We start from the raw sequence: 17,155 nt of genomic DNA on the forward strand, positions 1-17,155 counted from the left end.
CATCCGCATTCAGTATACGACGACGGAGCGGATGCTTTCGCCGTTGCGCATGAGGTCGAAGCCGTGGTTGATCTGCTCGAAGGGGAGGGTGTGGGTGATCAGGTCGTCGATGTTGATTTTGCCGTCCATATACCAGTCGACGATCTTCGGCACGTCGGTCCGCCCGCGCGCGCCGCCGAACGCGGTGCCCCGCCAGTTCCGCCCGGTCACCAACTGGAACGGCCGGGTCGAGATCTCCTGCCCCGCCCCCGCAACCCCGATGATCACCGACGTGCCCCAGCCCCGATGGCAGCATTCCAGCGCCTGGCGCATCACCTTCACATTGCCGATGCACTCGAAACTGTAATCCGCGCCGCCATCCGTCAGATTGACCAGGTGAGCAACCAAATCCTCGCCGGCTTCGGCGGGGTTCACAAAGTGCGTCATCCCGAACTTCTCGGCCATCGCCTTGCGCCCGTTGTTCAGATCGACGCCCACGATCATGTTCGCCCCGGCCAGCCGCGCCCCCTGGATCACGTTCAGCCCGATCCCGCCCAGCCCGAACACCACCACATTGTCGCCCGGCTGCACCTTCGCCGTGTTGATCACCGCACCAATCCCGGTGGTCACCCCGCAGCCGATGTAGCAGATCTTGTCGAACGGCGCGTCTTTACGGACTTTCGCCACCGCGATCTCCGGCAGAACCGTGAAATTCGCAAACGTCGAGCAGCCCATATAGTGCATCACCGGATCGCCCGCGCAGGAAAACCGGCTGGTCCCGTCCGGCATCACCCCCTTGCCCTGGGTCGCCCGGATCGCGGTGCATAGATTGGTCTTGCGCGACAGGCACGATTTGCACTGCCGGCATTCCGGCGTGTAGAGCGGGATCACGTGATCGCCCTTGGCGACGCTGGTCACTCCAGGCCCGACATCGACCACGATGCCCGCCCCTTCATGCCCCAATATCGCCGGAAACAACCCCTCCGGGTCCGCGCCCGACAGCGTGTATTCGTCGGTATGGCAAATCCCGGTCGCCTTCACCTCGACCAGAACCTCCCCCGCCTTCGGACCCTCCAGCTTCACCGTGCCAAGCTCCAGCGTCTTGCCCGCCTGCCACGCGATCGCCGCGCGAACTTCCATGATCCCAGCCCTTCCCGCTACGCCCGCAGCACGCCAGACGCCTTCGCCGCATGCGTCGCGATCGCATCCATCAGCGGCGGCGACAGGCAGTCATACGGCTCCAGCCCCAGGTCGCGCAGCCGCGCCCGGATCGCCCCCATCTCCGCAGGATCGGTCCCCCCCTCGATCACCGAGGACACGAACGCGGCAAATTCCGGCGCCGACCAGCCCTGCTCGCTCGACAATTCGGTGTGGATGAAATCCAGCCCGTAAAACGGGTGGTTCTTGTTCTCGATCCGCCCGAACATGTGCACCCCGCACTCGCGGCAGGCATGGCGCTGGATCGTGGCATTGTGGTCGACGATGTGCAGCTTGTTGCCGTTCTCCACCACATGCACCGACTCGCGCGGCACCACCGCCACCACCGAAAACCGCGCCCCAGAAGGCTTCCAGCACTTGGTGCACCCGCACGCATGGTTGTGCGCAACCTGCGCGTCAACCCGAACCTCAACCCGATGGCTCGGACAGTGACACCGCAGCGTCCCACCCCCAAATCCCTTCACACCCCCACCAAAAACCCCCTGATCCACCAACGGATGTATCGTTACAGGCATTTGCGGTTTCCTCCTGTTGAACGATCGGGACGGGCATTTCGGCCCGTGCACCGACCTGTTGATCCCCTTGAAGTAGATCCGTCCGCGTTAGTGTTTCGGCGTGCCGGTGCCCACCACCGCGACGCTGCGCGCCTTGGTATACTGATAGATCGCATGGATCTGGTGCGGCGAGAAAAAGCCAGCCCAGCTCGGCATCCCTTTCGATTTGACGCCGGTCATCGCGATGCTGACAAATTTGCTTTCTTTCATGCCGTTAGCCAGCGAGCGGCGCAAATTCGGCGCATACGACCCCCCCACCGCATCCTCGCCATGGCAGCGGAAGCAATAGGAGTTGAACAGCTCGTAACCGCGAAACACCTCCGGCGTGACTTTCTTGGTGCCGGCCTGATAGATCGGGAACGAGGTCGAGAGCGTCTTGCCCTTCACCGTGTAGCTGTATGTCTTGCCGCTCGCCGCTTCCGCCGCCGCCGTCTTGGTTTTCTTGAGCGACAGAATCCAGGAGATGATTTCCTTGATCTTCGCATCGCTCAGTTGCGGATGCGGCGGCATCGGCACCTTGCCCCAGGTGCCGACATGGCCTTTCTTCACCGCATTCACCAGCGTCGTCTCCGCGCCTTTCTTGCCGGCGAATTTCGCGGCGACCGAGGTGAACGCCGGCCCGACGATTTTCTGATTGATCGCGTGGCACGAAAAGCAGTCGCTGCCCTTGGCGATCGTCTCGCCCTTCGGCATCGCGCCGCCCGACGACGTATCGGCGGCGAACCCCGCCACCGCGATGAGCCCCGCCGCCGCCACACCGATAACGCTCGCGCCGATGATGTTATACCTTGCCTTCATGCGTCCTGCTTTCTCGTCCTGTCTGTTCGTCACTGGTTGGAAAAATTCACGTGGCGCGGATTGGGATAGAGCTTGACGTCGTATTTCGCCAGCACCGCGGCGAGCTGCGCCTTATGCGCGGCGATCACCTTGTTCAGCTCCGCTTTCAGCGCGGTATCGTGCTTGCGCACGCCCATCGCCATGCCATAGGTGTAGTTCACCGCCGGCAGGCCTGGCCCATATTCCTCGGACGGCACACGCGCGATCTGAAGGTCGGGATAATCCTTCAGGAAATAGCCGATCGCCGGCTCCCAGGTGATCATCACGCCCACTTTGTCGTCCTGCACCGCCTGCAACATCGATTTCGGCGAGGCGTTCGGGTTGCTCGCGATATGGAACGGCACTGAATTGTTGATCAGGCCGAGCATCTTCATCGCGGTCTCCGGCGTCGTCCCCGCCTCGAAACCGATCTTGATCGACCGCATCGACACCGAATTCATCGAGCGGATATGGTAGTGCTTGTCCTTGCGGGTGACGAACACGTAGGACGAATAGTAGTACGGCTTGGTATAACCCTCCTCGTTATCCCCGTAGGGCAAATTCATCACCACGTCGCATTTTTTTGCGTCGAGATTTTCCGCCAGGAAATTGGAAAACCCGCCGCGCGCGCGATAGCTCGCCCAGCGGTATTCGAGCTTGCGGCCCATCGCCTTGGCGACCAGTTCGGCCACCTTGTTCTCGAAACCTTCGCCGGCCTTGTTTGAATAGGGCATGTAGTTCGGATCGGCGCAGACCCGCAGCACATGGCTATCGGCGGTCGGCGCCGAATTCGCGGCCTGGGCGAACCCGCCAACCGAAACGGCGATCGCGGCCGCGCTCACCGCCGCCGCTCTGGCCTGCCTCGCCCAGCCTGACATTGTCCACGACATCGGGACGTCCTCCATGATGTTACCGGCCATCTATTGCACAATCCCAAACCGGCTGTGAAAAAAATCCAGCCTGGGCAGGGGAGAAACCCAGGCTGGATCGCCGACTGACGTCAGTGCGCGCTCGCCACTTTCGACGGGAGAGCAAAGACCATCAACGTGCCGCCAAGGTTGGTGTAGTCGGTCAGGGTCGCATTCAGGCCGACCGCGCCCAGACCGGCGGAGCTTTTGTGCAGGTGGTTGGTCATGCCGATCGCCGCCCAGCCGCCGACTCCACTCAGGATCGCGACGTATTGCTTGCCGTCATGCATGTAGGTCATCGGGTTGCCGATGATGCCCGAGGGCGTCTTGAACTGATACAGGATCTTGCCCGTCTTCAGATCGACCGCCCGGAACATACCTTTCAGCGTGCCGTAGAAGCCGACGCCGCCGGCCGTGGTCAGCGCGCCGCCCCAATCCTGGAACATGCTGTGGATCGACCACGTGGCCTTGCCGGTCATCGGATCATAGGCGATGAACCGGCCACGATAGCCGCCCGGTCCAGGGACCATGTTCACGATCGCGCCGACGAACGGGAACCCGGCCTTGTACTTCACGTTGAACGCCTGGTAGCTCATGCACAGATGGTTCAGCGGCGCATAGAACAGCTTGGTGGTCGGATCGTAGGAAACCGGCTGTTCATCCTTGTCGCCCTGCGAGGCCGGGCAGATATCCTTCACGTTCTTGTTGGCCGTGGTCATCTTCGCCGGATCGACGATCGGCTCATGGGTCTTCGGGTTGATCCCGGTCGCCCAGTTCACCGATTTGTCGTATTTGTGGATCGCGATCGGCGCGCCGGTTTCCCGGTTCATCACATACGAGAAGCCGTTGCGGTCGAAATGGACCAGCGCCGGCACCGTCTTGCCGTGATCATCCACATTGACCAGCACCATCTCGTTGACGCCGTCATAGTCCCAGCCGTCATGCGGGGTCATCTGGTAAACCCATTTCGCCGCGCCGGTCTCCGGGTTGCGTGCGAAAATGGTCATCGACCAGCGATTCTTGCCGGGCCGCTGGGTCGGGTTCCAGGTGCCGGGATTGCCGCTCCCGTAATACATCAGGTTGAGTTTGGGATCATAGGAGAACCAGCCCCAGGTCGTGCCGCCGCCGATCTTCCACTCGTTGCCCTTCCAGGTCTTCAGGCTGGAATGCGGCCCGACCGGCTTGCCCGTCGCACCGTTGATCGTGTGGGAGGCGCTGATCAACATGTCCTTGTTCGGGCCTTCGCTATAGGCGCGCCAGACCCTCTTGCCGGTCTTGACGTTGTAGGCGGTGATGTAGCCCCGCACGCCGTATTCGCCGCCGGAAACCCCGACGATCACGTTGTCCTTCACCACCATCGGCGCGCCGGTCATCGTCTGGCCCTTGGTCGGATGGGCGTTCTTCGCCTTCCACACCACCTTGCCGGTCTTGGCGTCGAGCGCATAGACCATGCCGTCCAGGGCATCGACGAAGATCATGCCGTCGCCATAGGCCGGCCCGCGATTGACCACGTCGCAGCAGGCAACCGGCGGGGCGTTGGAATCGCGCGGCGGCTCGAACTTCCAGGCGATCCGGTCGGTGTGGTTGAGATCGATCGCATAGACGTAGTTCGGATACGAGGTCTGGTAGTACATCATGTTGCCGATCACGATCGGTTGGCCCTCCAGCCCGCGATCGGTCCCGGTCGACATCGACCACGCAACCTGCAGATCCTTCGCGTTGCTGGTGTCGATCTGCTTCAGCGTGCTGTAGCGCCAGTTATTGTAGGTGCCAGTCGGCATCACCCAGTCATTGGCGTTTTTCTGCATCGTCAGCAGCGACTCGCTGGCCGACGCGCTCGAGGATTGGGCATGAGCGCCGAGCACGAAGGCGCCGGCACCGAGCACGCCGAGCGTCGCGATCAGCAGCGAACGGCTCAACGATGTTCGTCCTAGTTTCTTCATCACGTTCCTCCATGTGCGCGGCACCGCCGGAACCGGCAGCGACCGCAAACCATTCATCTAGAACCGGATTCGCCCGGCCATTCCAGCTAAAGCAAAAATCGCGCCAAATCTCAATCTGGCCTGGCGCGCCAGAATCGCTGACAAATCCACGTGCTGTCGCGGGCAGATGTGAACATGATGTAACGCCCCATCACACCGGCGTGACACTCTGTTCCAGAAACAGAACATCGTGCTGATTTTCCTTGCGCCAGGTCCGACGGCGCGCGATGCTCCCCGCGGCCTTCAAAAAGAACCATCGCATCAGGGGAGAAGTCAGCATGTCCCGCGCCTGCAGTGCGGAGCGGTGGCTTGTCGATCGGCGGACCATGGCGCCCGAAGGGCTGGCCAGCGGCGGTCGTCCTGGCGACCGGCCCCTGCTGCGCGAGGCTTATATCGAGGCGGCCTGGAAGCGCTGCCATGACGATTACCGGCTCGACCCGCATTCAGCGCCCAGTGGCGAACATATCGGCGGTACGGCGCTGAAACACCGGCGCGAGGAACTTGCTCTGTTCGAGCGGGTCGCGCGGGTGGAAATGCACCGGCTGTTCGGCCAGATCAGCCATCAGGTCGCACAATCGCAAACCGCCGCATCCCGCTACGTGCTCCTGCTCACCGATGCCGCCGGCACGGTTCTCGACGTCTTCACCGACAATGCGAACGCCGAAGCCGCCCGCGCCGTCAACATGGCGCCCGGCTTCATCTGGGACGAGCGCCACCAGGGCACCAACGGCCCCGGCACCTGCCTGCACGATCTCCGTTCGCGTGTGGTGCATCGCGAGGATCATTTCTTCACCTGCAACAGCCGCCTGACCTGCTCGGCCGCGCCGGTCTGGGGCTCGAACGGCGAGTTGCTCGGCGTGCTCGACGCGTCCTGCCTCGATTGCGACGACAGCCGGGCCAGCCAGGTTCCCACCATCGCGCTGGTCAGCATGTCGGCGCGGATCATCGAGCAGCTCCATTTCACCCACCAGTTCCGCGACTGCCTGATCCTGCGCTTCCACGAACGGCCCGAGCTGGTCGGCCTGCCCTATGACAGCCTGCTGGCGATCGACGACCAGGGCCGGGTCCGCGCGGTGGACAGCACGGTTCCGGCCCAGCTCGGCGCGTCCTTCGGCACAGCGGGCAACACCGCCCTGACCGGCCGCAGCGTCGCCGATCTGTTCGACATCTCGGTCGATCGCCTGTTCGAGCATGCCGAAACCCAGCCCTTCGCGATCTGGCCGATCACCCATGGCGGCGACCGGCACGGCTACGCGAGCATCTGGCCGGCGAAACCGGTCACGTCCCGCGCCCGGCCGCGCGCCATCCCGCCCGCGCCGGCCGAAAAACCGGCGATCCCGCGCCCCGGCGCAAAACCGCCACGGCCTTATCCGCCCACGCTTGCCGCCATCGCCGGCGGCGATCCGGCGATGACCGAAAACGTCTGGCGCGCCGAGCGGGTGATGAACAAGGACATCAATATTCTGCTCCTCGGCGAGACCGGGACGGGCAAGGACACCTTCGCCCGCGCGATCCACCGGGCGAGCGACCGGCGCTCGAAACCCTTCGTCGCGATGAGCTGTGCGGCGATCCCGGAAACCCTCATCGAAAGCGAGCTGTTCGGCTACGAGGCCGGCGCCTTCACCGGCGCAAGGCCGGGCGGCATGCGCGGCAAGGCGCTCGCCGCCCATGGCGGCACGCTGTTCCTTGACGAAATCGGCGACATGCCGCTCGCCATCCAGGCGCGGCTGCTGCGCCTGCTGGAGGAAAAGGAGATCGTCCCGCTCGGCAGCAACACCCCGGTTCCGGTCGATGTCCGGGTGATCAGCGCGACGCATCGCGACCTGGAAGCCCTGGTGGCGGACGGCGCATTCCGCATGGATCTGTTCTACCGGCTCAACGGCGTGGCACTCACCATGCCGCCGCTGCGCGCCCGCGCCGACCGAGCCGCCCTGATCGAGCAATTGTGCCGCGAGGAAAGCAACGATGCGGCGATCACGATCGACCAGGATGCCTGGGCGATCCTGCTCGCCCATGACTGGCCCGGCAATATCCGCGAATTGCGCAACGCTTTGCGCACCGCGATCGCCTTCGCCGAGGACGGCAGGATCGGGCCAGCCCATCTGCCGCGCCTCGCCCCGCGCCCCAACCCGGCCACGCCGCCGGACTCCGGGCATGCCGACGATCGGGCCGATCCGGGCGAACGCGGACAGATCCTGGCCGAGCTGGAACGCCAGCACTGGCGCATCGCCGGCACCGCAAGCGCGCTCGGCATCAGCCGCAACACGCTTTACCGCAAACTCCACCGTTACGGCCTCATGCGCGTGGCGCAGTGACGCAGACGATTCGAATCTCGGCAGCCCTGGTGCTCGATCCGGCCGGGCTCACCCTCCTGGTGCGCAAGCGCGGCACCCAGGCGTTCATGCAGCCGGGCGGCAAGATCGAACCGCATGAAGACCCGCTCACCGCCCTCATTCGCGAGCTGCGCGAAGAACTTGGCGTGACGGTAAATACGTCAAGTCCGGTTTATATCGGCCGTTTCTCCGCCCCCGCCGCGAACGAAGCAGACTCCATCGTCGAGGCCGAATTGTTCCGCGTCGGTCTCGCGGGCGCCGTGACTCCGGCAGCGGAAATCGCGGAAATCGCCTGGCTCGGTCCGGCAACCCCGACCGGCCTGATCCTGGCGCCTTTGACCCGCGACCATGTTCTGCCCCTGCACCGCCGGCTTGGCCGCGGCGCCCCATGCGACCTTCACCACCCTGGCCACGCCAACCACACTACAGGCGGCGGCCTTCAACCTCCTCGAGTTCAACCTCCTCGAGATCGAACCCATGCGTGTCCAGTAGACGTCAAAAGCAGATCAAAAAATCCGCCAATAAATCCAGGGGATTCTCGTTCAGACCAATGAAAACTTCGGTCTAGACTGGGCTGGAAGCGGCTCAGATCTGGCTTTCCACAATGAAATCAGGTGGAGATGGTCGGTCGCTCAATCAAGAGATCAACCGAAATCAGGACGATCGGATAATGTCGATTTTGCCCGGCGCGAAGACGCGGCACCATCACGTCAAATAGGAATGCACCACACCGATCAGTTCCTCCGCTGCCTGAGCGCGGTCGGCCGCCGCCTGTTTCGGATCGGCGAGATGCCGGCGGATATGGTGCTCGATCACCGTGCCGATGAACCCGTCCAACGCCCCGCGGCACGCCGTTGCCTGCTGCAACAGTGCGGTGCATCGCGCATCCTCGTCCAGCGCCGCCTGCATCGCCTCGACCTGGCCGCGGATGCGCTTCAGCCGGTTCACCAGCTTGCGTTTTTCCGTCTCGGTATATTGCATCGCCGCTTGACCTTATACTGCCAGGGGGTATATAGCGCGGCGACCGGCGGAATGCGAATTTCGCCGACTTTCGTCAACCAGCATCCAAGGACACCATGAAACCGCGATCTAGCAGCCAATCTTCGGAGGGCGACAGTCGGCGCGTTGCGCTGGCTTTGACGTTCCCCGCGGCTTGGACGATTGCCGGGACCGGGTGTGCGGCCGGAGTGACGCGCGCGCCGCGCTGAACCCCTCCGCCCAATCCCTCCCCGGTCCAGACCAACGCAGACCAGGAGGAGGGATCACATGATCTTTCGCAGGAAGCCATCGGATCGGCCGTTCGCGCCGGTTCGCGCCATTGCAACGAATCCCGCGACAACACGCCGCCGGCTCGTCGCCTGCTGGCGGCGCGACCCGTCGGGCCGGCTGATCCCGTATTGGAAAGCCGTCGCGGCGCCCCAGGACAAGCCATCGGGCTGATTCCCCGCACTGTCGCCGTCGCGCCCTCTTCAGCACCGTCCCGTCCCTGACATGTCATGCCTACGGAGGCACCCGATGTCCGCCGAAACCGATATTCTTGCCCCGGCCGAAGCCGACCGCATCACCTATACCGAAGAATTGGAGGCACGGCTGCACGACCGGCTGCGCATCCAGCGGCTGCGTTCAGCACCGCGCGGCCTCGCCAACCGCCTCGCCCTCGGCCTCGCGCTGATCGGGCCCGGCCTCCTGGTCATGCTCGGCGACAACGATGCCGGCGGCGTCATCACCTATGCGCAGACCGGCGCGACCTACGGCTTCAGCCTGTTCATCCCGCTGATGATCCCGCTCGGCTTCATCGCCTATCTGGTCCAGGAAATGACCATCCGGCTCGGCGCGGTCACCAGGCGCGGCCATGCCGAAATGATCTGGAAGCGCTACGGCGCGTTCTGGGGCGCCTTCTCGCTGATCGATCTCGTGGTCGCCAACATCCTCACCCTGATGACCGAGTTCATCGGCATCCGGGTCGCCAGCGCGATTTTTCACATCCCCTATCTGGTGACGATCCCGCTCGCCTTCGCCTTCATCGTCGGCATCCTGGTCTTCCTGAAATATTATACCTGGGAGCGCATCTCGCTGTTCGTCGCCGCGTTCAACCTGGTGTTCGTGCCGCTCGCGCTGTTTTCCCACCCCGACTGGGGCGCGATCGGCCGCACCTTCACGGGCAGCGGCTGGGCGCTGCCGGGCGGGCTGTTCTCCGCCGGATTCCTGATCCTGGTTTCGGCGAATATCGGCACCACGATCGCGCCCTGGCAATTGTTCTTCCAGCAATCCTGCGTGGTGGACAAGGGCCTGCTGCCCAGGGACATCGCCGCGAGCCGGCGCGACCTGATGCTCGGCGTGATCGGCATGGTGGCGGTCGCGATCTCGATCATCGTGATTTCGGGGCAGTATCTGCACGATCTGCCGAACGCCGCGTCGCTCGGCGACCATTCGGTGCTCGCCGGCATCGGGTCGCGGCTCGGCCACGGCGCGATGGTGATCTTCGCGCTCGGCCTGCTCGAGGCCGGGATGATCGCCTCGATCGTGATCACCGCCAGCACCGCCTGGGCGATCGGCGAGGCACTCGACGTGCCGCGCTCGGTCAACATCTCGCCACGCCGGTCGTTGTATTTCTACGCGCCCGCCATTCTCGGCACGGCGATCGCGGCAGGCGTCCTGATGCTGCCCCATGTTCCGGTCGGTTTCCTCAACCTGACCGTCCAGGTGATCGCCACTGTGTTCATGCCGGCCGCCATGCTGTTCCTGCTGATGCTGCTCAACGACCGGGAGTTGCTGGGCGAGCACGTGAATTCACCGATCCGCAACGTCCTTTCGGTCGGCGTCATGGTTATGCTGATCGTCTGCAACGGCCTCTACGGTATCGCGACCGTTTTCCCCCATGCGCTCTGAGGTTCCGCCATGAACAACCATGATCGTTTCGTCACCGACACCGCCGCCGACATCGCTGCGATCGCCCGCACCGAAGGCTGGCTCGTGCCGCCGGCGCCGATCGGGCGGATCGCCCTGCGTCCCTGGCAACAGGCCGTGTTCTGGGGCTTGCGGATTTATATCGGCATCATGCTCGTCATCATGGGACTGGGATTTTTCCACGTCGCCGGCGGGTAAAATTCCAGCCACAAATCCCGTAACTTCAACTTCTGACATGAATGGCTCGGCCCATGGTTATGCCGACACGTTTCCTGCGCGTCGCGATGGCCGGCGCCATGCTTCTGCCGGCCTCCGGCCACGCCTGGGCGGATCAGCCGAACCAGACGACGCCGGCGCCGGCGTCGCTCTGGCAACGCGACGCGCTGTTCGGCTCCTGGGGCGGGCTGAAGTCCTGGCTGGCCGGCAACGGCGTTACTCTTGGCGCGACCGAACAAGCAGTGCCGTCCAATGTGCTCGGCGGCGGCGCACGCCAGGGCAACGCGTTCTCCGGATTGCTGACTCTCTCCACGCGTGCCGATCTGGCACGGTATACCGGCATCTCCGGCCTAACCGCCTATGTGTCCGCCTGGGTCGCGCAGGGCCACGGCCCCACCGCGTACACCGTCCATAGCCTGAGCGGGCTTGCTTATGTCGAAGCGCCGGACGGCGCGCGCCTCGCCGATGCCTATCTGAGCTGGCGCGCGCCGCATGACGCGATCCATGTGAAGCTGGGGAAATTCGGCATCGACGAGAATTTCGACCAGAATCCGGCCGCCGCCACCCTGCTCGACTCAAACTTCACCTATCGCGACATCATGGCGAACAATCTGCCCGGCGGCGGGCCCGCCTATTCCTACGAGGGTCCCGGCGCGATGCTCGCCGTGCAGGCCACGAAACCGCTACGGCTGCGCATCGGCTTGTTCGGCGGCGATCCGCTCGGCCGCCCGCTCGAAGGGCCGCCGCCGCCCGCGCGCGATGCCGGCGGTTTCGCTTTCCCGCTCGATGTCGGCGCCCTCGCCATTGCCGAGGCGGATTACGCCTATCGCCTGCCGGATTTCGGCAAGGGAAAGTTCCTTATCGGCGGTCTCTACGACACGCTGGCCCGGCCCGATCTGCTGGTTTCCGCCTCCGGCCGGAGCCTTGCCCGGTCCGATCCCGCTCCGGCGCGGCAGGATCGCGGCGAATACGTGCTCTATGCCGGCGATACCCAAACGATCTGGCACGGCACCGGCAAGCGCCGCCTGCGCGGCTTCGTCCGCATCGCCTATGCCCCGCCCGCACAGAACCTGATCTCGCTCGATGCCCAGGCCGGCGTCGTGCTCGACGCGCCGTTCGCAGCCCGCCCCGGCGACAGCGCGGCGTTCGCGGTCGCCTACGAGAAGATCAGCGCCCGCAAAGTCTCCTTCGTGCGCGCGCAAAACCGCCTCGCCGGAACCCCGGCGCCGATCCCCTCCGGCGAGACCGACATCGAACTCGACTACAATGCGGCGCTTGCGCCCTGGCTGACCGCTACGCCCGATCTGCAATATATCGTCCATCCCGGCGGCGGCATCGCGGACCCGAACGATCCGCCGCGGCGCGAACCGAATGCCGTCCTGGTCCAGCTCCAACTGACGATCGCCTTCTGAAGAACCGCGAAAGAGATCGCCATGCTCGCTCAGGTGCCTTTTCTGACCACCGTCGCGGATTTCGCGGTCGCCTTCGTGCTCGGCACCCTGATCGGTGCCGAACGCCAATGGCGGCAGCGCTCCGCCGGCCTGCGCACCACCGTTCTGGTCGCCCTCGGCGCCGCCGCCTTCGCCGATCTCGGGGTTCGCCTCGCCGGTCCCGCCGGATCGACCCGCGTGGTCGCCTACATCGTCTCCGGCATCGGCTTTCTCGGCGCCGGCGTCATCCTGAAGGAGGGCGCCAATATCCGTGGCATCAACACGGCGGGAACCCTGTGGTGCTCGGCTGCGGTCGGCGCGTTCTGCGGCTGCGGCTACTCCGCCGAGGCCACCTTGCTGACCGTTTTCATCCTCGCCGGCAACACGCTGCTCCGTCCCCTGGTGAACTACATCAACCGCCGGCCGATCGACGCGCGCGCCACCGAAGCGCAATACGCGATCCATGCTCTGTGCGACCCGGCCGACGTGTCGGATGTGCGCGACCTGCTGTTCTCCGAGCTGGAGGCCGCGCATTACCCGATCCGCGAGATCGCAACCCTGTCCGACAGCGACGAGCTGGTCGAACTGGCGGCGACCTTGGTGCCCACCAATGCGAAGCCGGCGGAGCTTGATGCGGTCGTCGCCGCGCTGGAGAAGGCCGGCCCGATCAAGACCGCGACCTGGACCGTCAGCACCACCGCCTGATCAGAACCTGCCCTGATTCAGTGCCTCCATGAACGCGCGCGCCTTGCCGGCAACGATCGCCGGTGGATCGCCCGGCCGGTAGATTGCCGAGCCGATCCCGAATCCCGCGGCCCCCGCCCCGAACCACGGCGCCATGGTCTCCGGCGCAATTCCGCCCACCGGCAGCACCGGCATCTCGGGCGGCAGCACCGCGCGCAGCGCGCGCAGCATCGCCGGGCTCGCACCTTCGGCGGGAAACAGTTTCAGCGCGTCGGCCCCCGCGCGCAGCAGCGAAAACGCCTCGGCCGGGGTGAAAAAACCAGGCACCGCCAGCATCCCGCTCCGCTTCGCCGCCACCACGATCGCCGGATCGGCGTGCGGGGTAACGATCAGCCCGCCACCCGCTTCCGCAACTCGCGCCACATCGCCGTCGGTCATCACCGTGCCGGCGCCGATCAGCGCCCGGTCGGCGAACGCCCGCGCGAGGCGCGCGATACTCTCGAACGGCGCGGGCGAATTCAGCGGCACTTCGATGATGACGATGCCCGCCGCCACCAGCGCCGCGCCGACCGCTTCGGCTTCATCCGGCTTGATTCCGCGCAGAATCGCGATCAGCTTCGACCGTGCCAGCCATTCCTTCATTGCCATGTCACCCGCCCCCCCAGAAGCGCGAGCCCCGCGGCGGTCGCGGCCTCGCCGATCGTCACCGGCTCGCCGCCATAGGCGCCGATCGCCCGCGCATAGAGCGCGGTGAGCGCACCCGATCCGATCACCCGGATCTTGTCATTGATCCCGATACCGCCGCCGAACACCGAAACCATTTCATGCCCGATCAGCAGCCCGGACAGATAGGAAAACGCCGCCGCCTCGCTCAACCCGCCGCGCAGCACGCGGGTGCGGACGCCGAAAACATGGTGCAGCAGCCCGCCTGCAACCCTCGCCCGCGCCAGCCCCTCGTCGAAGGCCGCCTCGTCGATCGGTGCGCGCCGCAGGGTGCGCGCGAGAATCGTGTGCTCGCCGAGCGCTGCGAAAATCTCGCCGGTCATATAGGTGGTGAACCCTTCGATCCGCCCGCCCGCCACGCTGGCCCATTTCGAATGGGTGCCGGGCAGGCAGGCTACCATGCGTTCGGCCGAAGCGGCGCCCAGAATCTGCGTCTCCTCGCCGCGCATCACCTCGGGCACGCCGTCCGCGTCCTCGGTCGCGATCCCCGGCACGATCATTACCGAGGCGCCGTCGAACCCGACAGGAATGAGCTGCCCGGCCAGATCGACGATTCCGGCGGGACACGGCAGATAGCGCGCCTCCCGCCAGCCCTGCCGGCTGCCGATCATGCCGCACAGCAGAATCCGCGTCTCGCCCGCCGCCAGCCAGTCGCCGATTTCCGCGCGCAACACCGGCTCGAACCGGCGATCGGTTATCGTCATGATGCCCCGCGCCGAAGACCGGCTTTCGATCACCGCGCCGTTATCGGCGATGCGAAAGGCGCGCAGGCTGCTGGTTCCCCAATCGACGCCGATCATCGGCCCGGCCCGGCGCGGTCAGACCCAGCCGGCATCGACATAGAAATTATGCGCGGTGATCAGCCGGCTGTCATCGGCGGCGAGCCACAGCGCCATCCGCGCGACATCGGGGGGCGTCAGCTTTTCCTTCATGCATTGGCGCTGCATCAATTCGGCTTCGGCCTCCGGCGTCAGCCATTTCTCGATCTGCCGTTCGGTCATGATCCAGCCCGGAAGAATGCAATTCGCCCGAATCCCGTCCTTGCCGAAATCCCGCGCGAAACTGCGGGTCAGCGCCTCGATCCCGGCCTTCGCCGTCACATAGGCTGGCATCCCGCCCTGCCCGACATGCCAGCTCGTCGACCCGAAATTGACGATCGCGCCGCCGCCCGCCTCGCGCATCATCGGAATGATTGCCTGCGCCGCGAAGAACTGATGGCGCAGATTGACCGCCAGCCGCTCGTCCCAGTATTCCGGCGTCACCGTCAGCGTGTCGTGCCGCTCGTCATGCGCCGCGTTGTTGACCAGAACGGTGAACTTGCCGGCCTTGGCCGCACCTTCGGCGATCGCCGCGCGCAACGCGTCAATATCGCGCAGATCGCAGCGGATGAAGATCGGCGCCGGATAATCCTTGTCCGCATGCGCGGCGGCGACCCGTTCGCCGCCCGCCTGATCGATGTCGACGAACACCACCTTGCAGTGCTGCTCGGCGAAATGCGCGACCAGAGACGCGCCGATACCGCCGCCGCCGCCGGTGACGAACACCGCGCGATCGCGCAGGCTCGGATAGATCGCCGTCTTGATCTCGGTCATTCTCTCTCACTCTGTTAGCGTGAACGCATCGCGCGGTATTCGCGCCGCACGATCTCCAGCAGCGCCTCGACCGAGGTATCCTTCGCCGCCCCCTCGAACGTCACCGTGCCGCGCTGCATCATCATGACCCGGTCGGCGATTTCCAAAGTCTGCGCGTAGTTGTGCATGATCATGATGATCGAAATGTCGCCCTTCGCGCGCTGGCGCTGGATCAGGTCGATGATCAGCCCCGCCTCGCGCGCCCCCATCGCGGCGAGCGGTTCGTCGAGCAGCAGAATCTTCGCATCGGTATACACCGCCCGCGCGATCGCGATCGCCTGGCGCTGGCCGCCCGACAGCATCGCCACCTCATCGTCCACCGAGGGCACGTTCACGCCAATATCCTCCAGCGCCGCGGCCGCGCGCTTGCGCATGGCGCGATGGTCGAGCATCCCGAACCGGGTGCGCAACTCGCGATTGAGAAACATGTTGTGATAGATCGGCAGCGTGTTGACCAAAGCGAGGTCCTGATACACACATTCGATCCCGAGCGCGCGCGCATGATCGACCGAGGCGAGCGACACCGCCTCGCCGCCGATGAAAAGCTGCCCGGAAGTCGGTTTGTGAAACCCGGTGATGATTTTCATCAGAGTCGACTTGCCGGCGCCGTTATCGCCGAGGATGCCGAGCACCTCGCCCTTGTTCACATGCAGCGAAATACCGGAAAGCGCCGAAATGCTGCCGAAATTCTTGGTGATGTCGGTCGCGCGCAGCGCCTCGTTGCCGGTGACGGCGCTCATTGCCGGCCTCCGCGATTGAACCGCCCGACATGGATATTGGCGATCATCGCGATCAGGATGGCGGCGCCGATGATCATGTCGAAGGTGAAGGCGTTGATGCCCTGCAAAGTAAACCCGTCCTGCAGCACGCCGAGCACGATCGCGCCGATCAGCCCGCCGATGATCGTCCCCGACCCTCCGGCGAGCGAGGTGCCGCCGATCACGCCGGCAGCGACCGCGAGGAACATGATATTGGTGCCACCGGCGAGCGGATCGGTCGAGCCGATGCGGAAGGCTTCGAGAATTCCGGTGATTCCGCCAAGCACGCTGGTCAGCATGAAATTGCCGATTTTGATCCGCGCGGCGTTGATCCCCGCTTCGGTCGCGCCGGTCAGATTGCCGCCCACCGCGATGGTGTGCAGACCCCAGCGCCGGTGGCGCAGCACCATGTGCATGATCGCCACGATCAATATCGCCCACAGGAATTCGTTGTAGCCGGCGGCGCCGAAAATATTCGCGACCGTCTGGCCGCCCGGCGTGTTGATCGGAAATCCGCGCGATACCGTCAGGGTGAATCCGTTGATCAGGAACAGCGTGCCCAGCGTGGTGACGAAACTCGGCACCCGCAGCAGCACCGTGACCGCGCCGTTGATCAGTCCGATCAGCGCCGAGACGATCATCGCGAACACGAAGCCGACGAACAGCCCCAGTCCGGCCTTGTCGGTGAACGCCATGATGAACGGGGCCAGCGCAAAGACCTGCCCCACCGAAAGATCGATCTCGCCGCAGATCAGCAGCATGATCTCACCACAGGCGATGATCGCCGAGGGTGCGACGAATTGCGACAGCGTCTGCAGGTTCGGCCCGGTCAGAAAATTCCCGTTGACGACCGAGAAATACCCGAACAGCAACAGGGCGACGACCACGATGCTTGCCTCGCGCAGCGCCAGCAACCGCGTGCCGCGCTGGCGAAAACTCAGGCTTGCGCTCATCCCAACTCCGTTATCGGTAAGAGATGGCGCCGCCGGAACTGACCGACAGCGCCACGGCGGGCA

At 64.8% G+C, this 17,155-nt stretch carries 18 protein-coding genes; 7 read left to right on the forward strand and 11 right to left on the reverse strand.

Going from position 1 to position 17,155, the window contains the following annotated elements; all coding sequences use genetic code 11:
• Positions 1–9: 9 nt before the first annotated feature.
• The 5 genes from AiwAL_RS06810 to AiwAL_RS06830 form a co-directional block, all read right to left on the reverse strand.
• The gene (locus AiwAL_RS06810; RefSeq protein ID WP_262312381.1) at positions 10–1,119 is read right to left on the reverse strand and encodes an S-(hydroxymethyl)glutathione dehydrogenase/class III alcohol dehydrogenase; all 1,110 of its coding nucleotides are present in this window, start codon (positions 1,117–1,119) and stop codon (positions 10–12) included.
• 17 nt (positions 1,120–1,136) lie between these two features.
• Positions 1,137–1,712: an S-(hydroxymethyl)glutathione synthase gene (gfa, locus tag AiwAL_RS06815; protein WP_262312382.1), complete on the reverse strand. Its 576-nt coding sequence runs from the start codon at positions 1,710–1,712 to the stop codon at positions 1,137–1,139.
• A gap of 87 nt (positions 1,713–1,799) precedes the next feature.
• Positions 1,800–2,549 (reverse strand): c-type cytochrome, encoded by a 750-nt coding sequence (locus tag AiwAL_RS06820; RefSeq protein ID WP_262312383.1) that lies wholly within the window; start codon positions 2,547–2,549, stop codon positions 1,800–1,802.
• Between the two features lie 29 nt (positions 2,550–2,578).
• On the reverse strand, positions 2,579–3,457 hold the full coding sequence (locus tag AiwAL_RS06825) for a quinoprotein dehydrogenase-associated putative ABC transporter substrate-binding protein (RefSeq protein WP_262312384.1): 879 nt from the start codon (positions 3,455–3,457) through the stop codon (positions 2,579–2,581).
• A 110-nt stretch (positions 3,458–3,567) separates the two neighbouring features.
• Positions 3,568–5,394, reverse strand: a complete 1,827-nt coding sequence (locus AiwAL_RS06830; protein ID WP_316044768.1) for a methanol/ethanol family PQQ-dependent dehydrogenase — start codon at positions 5,392–5,394, stop codon at positions 3,568–3,570.
• Positions 5,395–5,735: 341 nt separating this feature from the next.
• Here AiwAL_RS06830 and AiwAL_RS06835 point away from each other — a divergent pair, with 341 nt between their 5' ends.
• On the forward strand, positions 5,736–7,772 hold the full coding sequence (locus AiwAL_RS06835; RefSeq protein WP_262312386.1) for a sigma-54-dependent Fis family transcriptional regulator: 2,037 nt from the start codon (positions 5,736–5,738) through the stop codon (positions 7,770–7,772).
• On the forward strand, positions 7,769–8,344 hold the full coding sequence (locus AiwAL_RS06840; protein ID WP_262312387.1) for an NUDIX domain-containing protein: 576 nt from the start codon (positions 7,769–7,771) through the stop codon (positions 8,342–8,344). Before AiwAL_RS06835 ends, AiwAL_RS06840 begins: the two co-directional genes overlap by 4 nt.
• 151 nt (positions 8,345–8,495) lie before the next feature.
• Here the strand turns inward: AiwAL_RS06840 and AiwAL_RS06845 are convergent, their stop codons facing one another.
• Positions 8,496–8,771, reverse strand: a complete 276-nt coding sequence (locus tag AiwAL_RS06845; protein WP_235703635.1) for a metal/formaldehyde-sensitive transcriptional repressor — start codon at positions 8,769–8,771, stop codon at positions 8,496–8,498.
• Positions 8,772–9,056: 285 nt separating this feature from the next.
• On the opposite strand from AiwAL_RS06845, the gene AiwAL_RS06850 reads away from it, so the two are divergent.
• From AiwAL_RS06850 to AiwAL_RS06870, 5 genes are all read left to right on the forward strand, one after another.
• Positions 9,057–9,230 (forward strand): hypothetical protein, encoded by a 174-nt coding sequence (locus tag AiwAL_RS06850; protein WP_235703634.1) that lies wholly within the window; start codon positions 9,057–9,059, stop codon positions 9,228–9,230.
• A gap of 75 nt (positions 9,231–9,305) precedes the next feature.
• The gene (locus tag AiwAL_RS06855; protein ID WP_235703633.1) at positions 9,306–10,679 is read left to right on the forward strand and encodes an NRAMP family divalent metal transporter; all 1,374 of its coding nucleotides are present in this window, start codon (positions 9,306–9,308) and stop codon (positions 10,677–10,679) included.
• 9 nt (positions 10,680–10,688) lie between these two features.
• Positions 10,689–10,895 (forward strand): hypothetical protein, encoded by a 207-nt coding sequence (locus AiwAL_RS06860; protein ID WP_235703632.1) that lies wholly within the window; start codon positions 10,689–10,691, stop codon positions 10,893–10,895.
• 59 nt (positions 10,896–10,954) lie between these two features.
• On the forward strand, positions 10,955–12,325 hold the full coding sequence (locus AiwAL_RS06865) for a carbohydrate porin (RefSeq protein WP_262312388.1): 1,371 nt from the start codon (positions 10,955–10,957) through the stop codon (positions 12,323–12,325).
• 21 nt (positions 12,326–12,346) lie between these two features.
• Positions 12,347–13,048, forward strand: coding sequence for an MgtC/SapB family protein (locus tag AiwAL_RS06870; protein ID WP_262312389.1), 702 nt, complete (start codon positions 12,347–12,349; stop codon positions 13,046–13,048).
• On the opposite strand, the gene AiwAL_RS06875 is transcribed toward AiwAL_RS06870, so the two are convergent.
• The 5 genes from AiwAL_RS06875 to AiwAL_RS06895 are packed head-to-tail and all read right to left on the reverse strand — an operon-like array spanning position 13,049 to position 17,092.
• A complete protein-coding gene (locus tag AiwAL_RS06875) occupies positions 13,049–13,675 on the reverse strand; it encodes a 2-dehydro-3-deoxy-6-phosphogalactonate aldolase (RefSeq protein ID WP_262312390.1) in 627 nt (208 codons plus the stop codon).
• The gene (locus AiwAL_RS06880) at positions 13,666–14,550 is read right to left on the reverse strand and encodes a 2-dehydro-3-deoxygalactonokinase (protein ID WP_235703628.1); all 885 of its coding nucleotides are present in this window, start codon (positions 14,548–14,550) and stop codon (positions 13,666–13,668) included. Before AiwAL_RS06880 ends, AiwAL_RS06875 begins: the two co-directional genes overlap by 10 nt.
• 18 nt (positions 14,551–14,568) lie before the next feature.
• Positions 14,569–15,342: an SDR family NAD(P)-dependent oxidoreductase gene (locus AiwAL_RS06885; RefSeq protein ID WP_268920162.1), complete on the reverse strand. Its 774-nt coding sequence runs from the start codon at positions 15,340–15,342 to the stop codon at positions 14,569–14,571.
• Between the two features lie 14 nt (positions 15,343–15,356).
• The gene (locus tag AiwAL_RS06890) at positions 15,357–16,121 is read right to left on the reverse strand and encodes an ATP-binding cassette domain-containing protein (RefSeq protein ID WP_235703627.1); all 765 of its coding nucleotides are present in this window, start codon (positions 16,119–16,121) and stop codon (positions 15,357–15,359) included.
• Positions 16,118–17,092 carry an ABC transporter permease gene (locus tag AiwAL_RS06895; protein ID WP_235703626.1) on the reverse strand — a complete coding sequence of 325 codons (975 nt, stop codon included), beginning with the start codon at positions 17,090–17,092 and terminating at the stop codon, positions 16,118–16,120. The genes AiwAL_RS06890 and AiwAL_RS06895 overlap by 4 nt, the downstream gene beginning before the upstream one ends.
• Between the last annotated feature and the right edge of the window lie 63 nt (positions 17,093–17,155).

It is taken from the genome of Acidiphilium sp. AL (assembly GCF_025499445.1).
GTDB lineage: Bacteria > Pseudomonadota > Alphaproteobacteria > Acetobacterales > Acetobacteraceae > Acidiphilium > Acidiphilium iwatense.